At 57.5% G+C, this 7,658-nt stretch carries 9 protein-coding genes; all 9 read right to left on the reverse strand.

All coding sequences use genetic code 11. The features are described 5' to 3' along the window. Positions 1 to 599 precede the first annotated feature (599 nt). On the reverse strand, positions 600 to 1,013 hold the full coding sequence (acpS, locus tag DSM3645_RS19100) for a holo-ACP synthase (RefSeq protein WP_002653939.1): 414 nt from the start codon (positions 1,011 to 1,013) through the stop codon (positions 600 to 602). A gap of 18 nt (positions 1,014 to 1,031) precedes the next feature. Beyond that, positions 1,032 to 2,000, reverse strand: coding sequence for a tryptophan--tRNA ligase (gene trpS / locus DSM3645_RS19105; RefSeq protein WP_002653940.1), 969 nt, complete (start codon positions 1,998 to 2,000; stop codon positions 1,032 to 1,034). Positions 2,001 to 2,043: 43 nt separating this feature from the next. Beyond that, a complete protein-coding gene (locus tag DSM3645_RS19110) occupies positions 2,044 to 2,997 on the reverse strand; it encodes a dihydroorotate dehydrogenase (RefSeq protein WP_002653941.1) in 954 nt (317 codons plus the stop codon). A 163-nt stretch (positions 2,998 to 3,160) separates the two neighbouring features. Continuing rightward, positions 3,161 to 3,379, reverse strand: coding sequence for a hypothetical protein (locus DSM3645_RS19115; RefSeq protein WP_002653942.1), 219 nt, complete (start codon positions 3,377 to 3,379; stop codon positions 3,161 to 3,163). 191 nt (positions 3,380 to 3,570) lie between these two features. Beyond that, entirely contained in the window at positions 3,571 to 3,975 is a 405-nt protein-coding gene (locus DSM3645_RS28640) for an HU family DNA-binding protein (RefSeq protein ID WP_237564892.1), read from the reverse strand. A gap of 500 nt (positions 3,976 to 4,475) precedes the next feature. Continuing rightward, entirely contained in the window at positions 4,476 to 4,892 is a 417-nt protein-coding gene (locus DSM3645_RS19125; RefSeq protein ID WP_040353063.1) for a YkgJ family cysteine cluster protein, read from the reverse strand. Positions 4,893 to 4,974: 82 nt separating this feature from the next. Next, on the reverse strand, positions 4,975 to 6,144 hold the full coding sequence (locus tag DSM3645_RS19130) for a cysteine desulfurase (protein WP_002653945.1): 1,170 nt from the start codon (positions 6,142 to 6,144) through the stop codon (positions 4,975 to 4,977). Positions 6,145 to 6,150: 6 nt separating this feature from the next. Continuing rightward, positions 6,151 to 7,152 carry a GTP 3',8-cyclase MoaA gene (gene moaA, locus DSM3645_RS19135; RefSeq protein ID WP_002653946.1) on the reverse strand — a complete coding sequence of 334 codons (1,002 nt, stop codon included), beginning with the start codon at positions 7,150 to 7,152 and terminating at the stop codon, positions 6,151 to 6,153. Further along, positions 7,149 to 7,580, reverse strand: coding sequence for a molybdenum cofactor biosynthesis protein MoaE (locus DSM3645_RS19140; RefSeq protein WP_002653947.1), 432 nt, complete (start codon positions 7,578 to 7,580; stop codon positions 7,149 to 7,151). Before DSM3645_RS19140 ends, moaA begins: the two co-directional genes overlap by 4 nt. Positions 7,581 to 7,658: the final 78 nt, after the last annotated feature.

The following is a 7,658-nucleotide window of genomic DNA, read 5'->3' on the forward strand; positions in this document are numbered from 1 at the left end:
TTACGCAGTTTGAGTATAGAGATGTAATCGTCAACAATCAACTAAAAGCATTGTTTTTTTACATTTCTGCGCAGCTTTAGGCGATTTCTTCCACCGCTGGCCACAATTAACAGGGACTTCCTGCAAATTATGCCGAGTCGCGAAACGGAGCCTAGCCCACGCCGGGCCCCCAATTATCAACGCTCAACGCTTTTTTTCGGCGATCCACACCGCCACAGGGTGGTGCGTGGTGCAAGAAAGGAGAGAGGGAGCGGAGAAACGTCAACAAACTATATTGTTCTTTTACATTTCAACGTTCCGCTAGAAGAAGAACAGCCCTCTTATCCGGCTATCTACGACGCAATCTTTTCATTTACCGAACAGGCGGCAGTCAACTGCAAGCAACCACTCGATGACTGCGATTTGTTGTTGCTTCACAACAATGGCGTCGTCGGCGCTTCGGCGACCGAGACTGGGCAACGCATGCAGGGAGACTTACACGAGCAGTTTGGAAGCGGCGCTCGAGCGCTGAATTACGTCCAGCGCGTCTTTCGCCTGATGAAATCCAACGATCTACGGCTCGCTTCCACCGAGATACGTCAGCAACGCGCAGTCAAGAATCAATCGCGCATCCCCAGCGGCGAGATCTCATCGCCACCAATTGCTGTCGCATAGGCGATCGCGTGCGAGCGACAGTGCGAGATGCTGATCATGATCTCGATAATACCGCGGCGCTGGCTCGACTCCAGCGCACCGCCAGAGAGATTGATGCGCGGCTTACCGCCAAAGAGATTTTCGACTTCAACGTCTCGCCAGGCGATTCCCTTGATCCAGCCGGTGCCGATCGCTTTCAAGACCGCCTCTTTCGCCGCCCAACGTCCGGCATAGTGCTGCGTCGCCGCTTTGCGACTGCTGCAGTAGTCGATCTCACGCGGCGTGTAGACGCGATTGATAAACAGCTCTCCATGGCGTTCGATCATCTGGGCGATGCGTAGGCACTCGATGATGTCGGTACCGATTCCGACGATGTTCATACGTCTTTCCTTGGCGCCTTACGCTCGTTTCAATCCACATGCTTCTTGAGCGCGACGCAAAACGGCGCCCGCCTGCTGGCGAGCCGCGGCGGCGCCATCTCCTAAGATCTCTCGCACCTTCTCTGGCTGCGCCGCGAGTTCTTCCCGCTTCGCACGGACTTCGCCAAAGTACTCATCAGCGGCGTCGGCCAAGGCCTTTTTGACCGTGCCGTAGCCAAAGCCCCCCTTACGATACATCGCGGCCATCTCTGCTTTGGCTTCGTCGCCGGCAAACAGCTGGAAGAGCTGGAACAGATGATCGGTCGCCGGGTCCTTCGGGGCTTCCATCGGCCGCGAGTCGGTTACGATCCGCATGATCTTCTTCCGCATTTGCTTGGCCGGCTCGAAGATCTCGATCGTGTTGTCGTAACTCTTCGACATCTTCTCGCCGTCGGTGCCGACCACCTTGGCCGAAGTGTCGAGCATCTTCGCTTGCGGCAGTACAAAGACTTCGCCGTACTGATGGTTGAAGCTTTGCGCTAGATCGCGGGTCACTTCGATATGCTGCACCTGATCGCTACCGACCGGCACGATGTTGGCGTCATACGCCAAGATGTCGGCCGCCATCAGCACGGGATAGGTGAACAGCCCAGCGCCGGCGCTGAGCCCGCGACTGACTTTGTCTTTGTAGGCGTGACAACGCTCGAGCAAGCCCATCGACGTACCGGTCATCAGCACCCAGCACAGTTCAGAGACTTCCGGCACATCCGACTGCACGAAGAGATTCGCCTGATTCGGATCGAGCCCCAGCGCCAGCAGATCGAGCGCGGCGTCCATCGTGTTCTGCCAGAGTTGCTCTTTATCGCGAACGGTTGTCAGCGCGTGCAGATTGGCGATGAAATAGTACGACGCTTCCTCGTTCTGCAGATCGATGTACTGCCGAATCGCGCCAAAGTAATTGCCCCAGTGGAATCTTCCGGTGGGCTGAATGCCTGACAACACGCGCATAGTTCACGTCGAGCAAGTTAGGTGTGGATAGGTCAAAAAAACGTTACGCGACCGGCGAACCGAGAACGTTAGGCGCCGGTTGCGACTTGGGCTGCAGCGAACCGATGATCTCTTGGATCGACGCAGCGCCAAGTTCGGCCAGCGCCGCCGGCATCTGATCGAGTAATCTCATCGACACGGTCGGATCATTGAAGTTCGCCGTACCGATTTGCACCGCCGTAGCGCCGGCGACCAGAAACTCCATCACGTCATCAATCGTGCCGATGCCGCCGATGCCGATCACCGGAATTTTCACTCGTTGGGCGATTTGATACACGCAACGCAGCGCCACCGGCTTGATCGCGGGACCGCTCAGTCCCCCCATCACGTTGCCCAAGAGCGGCTTTTGGCGGCGCCAATCGACGGCCATGCCCAGCAGCGTGTTGATCGCCGAAATTCCGTCGGCGCCCCCCTCTTCGGCAGCGGCGGCGACATCGGCGATCCGCGCGACATTGGGGGTCAGCTTGGCCAAGAGCGGTTTGGTGCATTGGGCGCGAACTGAAGCGATCAAGTCGCGACACGTTTCGGGACAAATGCCAAAGTCGACCCCGCCGCTCACGTTCGGACAGGAGATATTCAACTCGATCGCGCCCACTTCGTCATATTGCGACAGCCGCGCAGCCATCTGCGTAAACTCTTCGCTGGTGCGGCCGGCGATACTAACAATCGCAGGAGAGGCGAGTTGCCCCAAGTAGGGCAGATGATGCTCAATGAACGCATCGATGCCGTCGTTATCGAGCCCAATCGAATTCAACAGGCCCGCGGTGGTTTCGACGGTTCGCCAAGGAGCATTACCGGCGCGCGGCGCCTGGGTGATTGTCTTGGGAACGATGCCGCCGAGTCGGCCGACATCGACCATGCCGGCCATCTCGCGCGCGTAGCCAAAAGTGCCGGAAGCGACCAGAATCGGATTTGCCAGGCGCAAAGAACCAATTTCGACCGACAAGCTGGCAGACATAGGCGGAGACATCATAGAGCGGGGGGATTGGACTGAACGACAAGACGTTCATCGTATCCCCTGACCGTCAAAGCGACAATGCGGCGCAGTAGCGCGCGTCTCCACTGCTGGGAGGACGCGCTCACGCTGTGCTACGCTGAACCGCAGTTCCGCTTCCGACGGCTTAGATAATGCCGCCGTGAACGCGATACGGCTTCAAGTGACTCGGTTGGTCCAAAAACCAAATCCGTTCCCACTCGTCCAGCACGGTGCGCAGATCTTCCGACGTGTATAGCAACTGGTTGGTCCGACGAGCCGGATCGGCCGAGTAAATCGGGACGAAGCAACCGACATTCGCCATTAAGCTAAGCCCTAAGAGGGCGCCAATCATCAACTTGCGCATTGCATTCCTCCATGAAGCGGCGGCTACGTACGACTCCAATAAGTCGCACGACACCGACAAGCGTGATTCCATTCTGCGCAGACCAAGACTCCTTGCTCGGCAAACGCTTATACAGATAGATCTTAGATCGCGTCAACGACGCTTAGCTGGATAAATAGAGTCTCAGCCGGATCTGAAGATACGCGGCTGGCTCAATGATCGAAGTCGCCAGGCGGGGGGGCGAATGTATTGGTAGGGGGTTCTGGAGTCTGGCTGGGCGGATTCGAGGGACCACCCATCATTTCAGACGAACCCGAGGCCATTGCTTCGGCCTCTTCACGGCGGCGCTCCGCTTCTTCCATTTGGCGAACGCGTTCTTCCATCTCCTTACCAGGCTTGAAGGTTACGACGAATTTCGACGGAACATACACCTTCTCACCGGTACGAGGGTTGCGCGCTTTGCGGGCCGCTCGTTTCTTGACTTCAAAAACGCCAAAATTCCGCAGCTCGATTCGACCGTCTTCAACCAAAGTATCGACGATCGCATTGAACGTCTTTTGGACGATTTCCTTGGTTTTCAACTGGGTGAGTCCGATTTCTTCTGAAATCGTCTTCACTATCTCTTTCTTGGTCACGACGCGGCTCCTGATCAAGTTTTTTGGGTCACCAAAACGACCCCAACGTCGCTCCAAGTGTAGGTGTCATAAGCACTAGAGTCAAGATCAATCACGACTTAGGCGAATTCTCTCGCCCTCGTCATCACGCCATGACACGATTCTTCGATCGCGAACACGACGAGGTAAAATCTTAGTAAGTTTCGATTGTCAAAGAGCTTACGAGCCAAGTGATGGCTCGGGGCCGACTCGAATTGCCGTAAGTCCTTACAGCAAAACAAGTAACACTGCCGGCACAGTCATTACGTACTTCAATCGCAGAAACTGCTGGCAGCGCCCACTAGACGTTATCGGCGGCACAATCGTCAATCTTGAACTCTTCCGCTCGATTTGGGCAATTGCCTCAACAGGCAAAATGAGACCGGCCCAGGACGAGATGTCCTGGCGAGACGTAAGTCGTTATTTTTCGATCCGACCAACGCGACTCGTGGAACCAGGCGAGTTTAGATCCGAATCTGGCTCTTACGCTCTTCGATTTCTTCCAATTGATAGAGAGCGCCTTTACCGCTCCCGGGGCACATCTCACAGGTTTCTTTCCAATCCCCCTCGGTGCGGACATTGGAATCCCAAAACGGCCAAGTTCGACATTGGCGGGGGCGCGCCGAATAGACGGTGCACCCGCGTGAATTGGTATCAAAGAAGACGCAAGCTCCATCGCTGTACTCTCGCAAGCTTTTTCGTAAGCCCACTTTCCGTACGTACGTCTCTTCAAATTGATCGACCGAAAGCTCCATCAAAACGGCCAATTGAGCAATTTCTTCGTCGTTCACCCAGACGTAGCCAGGCGCGCCAGTGCAGCAATCACCGCACTGCGAGCATTCGAAACGCAATCCGTCGCGATACCAAGGTGATTTCGACATGGCTTCCTTTTTGATACGGTCGGTCACTTCCGGCAGGAAGCGAAGGGACAATCTCGTCTTCCGTGCTGGGCGGCGCCGGTGGTTAGTGGACGAGGGAACTGAGAGCAGATAGCACTTTCTCAATCTCAGCCGCCGTCGTAAAGGCGCCTACGCTAAATCGAACGGCTCCGCCTCGATCGGTGGTCCCCAATTGCTGGTGCATCAGCGGAGCACAATGGAGCCCGGCGCGGACCTGAATATGGTGAGCCGAGTCCAAGTAGCTCGCCAACTCATGGGGATCAAAGCCCGGCACATTCAAGCTGACGACGCCGATGCGGTCCGCCGCCGAAAGCGGACCAAATACGTCGATGCTCGGGATACCGGCCAGACCTTCCAGCAATTGGGCCGTACGCTCTCGCATTTCACGCTCGATCGCCGTGACCGTCCGATCCCGCAGATATTCGACCGCCGCTTGCAATCCTAAAATCGCGGTGACGTTGGGGTTCCCGCTTTCATATTTGTCCGGCAACGTATCTGGCTGCTGCGGGTGCTGGCTAAGCGTGCCGGTTCCCCCTTGGCGAAAACTCTCGGTCTCGATCTCGGCGCCTGGCGCCAAGTAGAGGACGCCGACTCCCAAGGGACCCAATAATCCTTTGTGTCCAGAGCAAGCGAAGAAGTCGACGCCTGACTCTTCGAGACGAATCGGCGTATGGCCGGCCGTTTGTGCGCCATCAACCAGGACGCGCACGCCGCGGCGATGGGCCATCTCGGTGATCGCTTCGATCGGTTGCAGCGCTCCGGTCACATTCGATGCGTGACTGATGACGATCAGTCGCGACTTCTCGTTCAGCGCTTCCTCGATCGCTTGCGGCGAGACCACTCCCTGCGCGTCAGGCGCCGCATGCCGAACTTCGATTCCGCGTCGCGACGCGAGATAGGCCAAGGGACGGAGAACCGAGTTGTGCTCGATTGTCGTCGTTACAACATGATCGCCCGCACGCAAGAAACCATGCATCACCGTATTGAGCGAGTCGGTGCCGTTAAACGTAAACACCACGCGTTCCGCTTCGCGCACGCCCAACAGATAGGCAAGTTGCCGACGCGTTTCGGAGACGGCGCGTTCGACGACCGCCGCTTCATGGTATCCGCTACGTCCCGCCGGCGCGCCAATCTGTTCTAAATGCCGCCGCATCGCCTCGATCACGCCTGGCGGTTTGGGCCAACTCGTCGCGGCGTTATCCAGATAAATTCGTGATTGGCCCTCTACGTTCATGCTCCCTCACCCTCCGATTTGATACATCGCGCGTTGCGTATCCGCAAATCCCTGATCATCGCTTCCGTGCCCACGTCGCTTGGCGCTAGTGCAATCGTGAAATAGTTTCGCGACAACTTCGTCGGTCGCGCCGCTCCGAAGCAGTGCTCGAACGTCCCATTCTGCGGTCGAAAACAGGCAGTTTCGCAGTTGGCCCTCGGCCGTGATCCGCAAACGATTGCAGTCGCCGCAAAACGGTTCGGTCACCGAGTTGATAAACCCCACGCGCGCCGGCGAGTCCGCATATTCGTAGTCGACTGCGGGCTGACTCAGATCGGCTCGGCAAGCCGGCGAAAGTTCGGCCACGTCGCGAGAAATGACCTCGCGCACTTCCGCGCCGCTTAGCACTTGAGCTTCGCCCCAATTCTTGTCGGCGTCGAGCGGCATAAACTCAATAAACCGCAGTTCTAGGTCATGTTCGCGCGAAAAGCGAGCCAACGGAACAATCTCGCTTTCGGTCAGACCCCGGATCGAGACGGCGTTCAAGCGAATTCCTTGAAAACCAACCGCCTGAGCGGCGGCGATCCCTTGCAACACACGATCGACTCCCTGACGCCGCGTAATTCGCCGGAACATCTCTTCCGACAAACCGTCCAAGCTGACGTTCAGTCGCCGCAACCCAGCGTCATGCAGCGCCGCGGCCTGATCGGCCAGCAGCACGCCGTTGGTGGTCAGCGCCAAATCCTCCACTCCGGGGATCGCCGCCAGCCGCTGGATCAGCTCGTGCAATTGAGCGCGGACGAGCGGCTCTCCGCCGGTCAGCCGAAACTTTCGCACGCCGAGCGATACGGCGAGCCGAGCAACCCGTTCGATTTCTTCAAAGGTCAACAGTTCGGCACGCGGCTTGAACTGCACGTTCTCAAGCGGCATGCAGTAAAAGCAACGGATGTTGCAGCGATCGGTCACGCTGATCCGCAAACTAGTGTGAACGCGGCCAAACCGATCAGCAAGCGGCGTCTGCGGCGTCATGGCGCGTCTCCTGTCGGCAAGCCGGGATGAACCCACTCGGTCGATCCATCGCTCCAATTTTCTCGCTTCCAGATCGGCGCCTCTTCCTTGAGCGTGTCGATCAACCATTTGGCCGCCAAGAAAGCGGCTTCGCGATGCGCCGAGGATGCCGCGACCACAACGCTCGCCTCGCCGATTTCCAAATGGCCCAAACGATGTACGACCGCACATTTTTCAATCGGCCAGCGTTCTTTCGCAATTTGCTCCAACTCTGTCAGCTTGGCCAGCGCCATCTCGGCATACGCCTCGTAGTCGAGCGATTCGGTTTGCCGGCCTTGGGTCAGCTCGCGGGTGACTCCACTGAACGTCACGATCGCGCCGGCCGTCGGCGTCGCGACCATGTCGTAGAGCGACTGCAAATCGATCGTTTCGTGCGTGAGGCTCGCCACGGGTCCGTTTCTCTCTTGGTAGGCGGAGGTTTTGAAGTTCTGTTTTTGCGAACCAATTGGACACTAGCCAGAGGCGCA

This window comes from Blastopirellula marina DSM 3645, assembly GCF_000153105.1.
Lineage (GTDB): Bacteria > Planctomycetota > Planctomycetia > Pirellulales > Pirellulaceae > Blastopirellula > Blastopirellula marina.